This is a genomic window from Streptococcus mitis (assembly GCF_946188585.1).
Lineage (GTDB): Bacteria > Bacillota > Bacilli > Lactobacillales > Streptococcaceae > Streptococcus > Streptococcus mitis_DG.
This window is the reverse complement of the sequence record NZ_CAMHVI010000055.1, coordinates 1-233: the sequence shown is the minus strand read 5'-3', so window position 1 is coordinate 233 and position 233 is coordinate 1. Positions and strand designations below refer to the sequence as shown.

The following is a 233-nucleotide window of genomic DNA, read 5'->3' as shown; positions in this document are numbered from 1 at the left end:
TGTACTTGCTGATGTACTTGCGCTTGTTGAAGCTGATGTACTTGCTGACGTACTTGCGCTTGTTGAAGCTGATGTGCTTGCTGACGTGCTTGCTGATGTGCTTGCACTTGTTGAAGCAGATGTGCTTGCCGATGTCCTTGCACTTGTTGAAGCTGATGTACTTGCTGAGGTGCTTGCGCTTGTTGAAGCTGATGTTCTAGCTGATGTTCTTTCTGTTGTTGAAGCGGGTGGAG

The 233-nt window shown here is 48.1% G+C and carries 1 protein-coding gene; it reads left to right on the top strand.

Translation table 11 applies throughout. The features are described from left to right. The coding region (locus N8M66_RS09385) for a hypothetical protein (RefSeq protein WP_261047252.1) at positions 1 to 233 on the top strand (233 nt) is incomplete at both ends.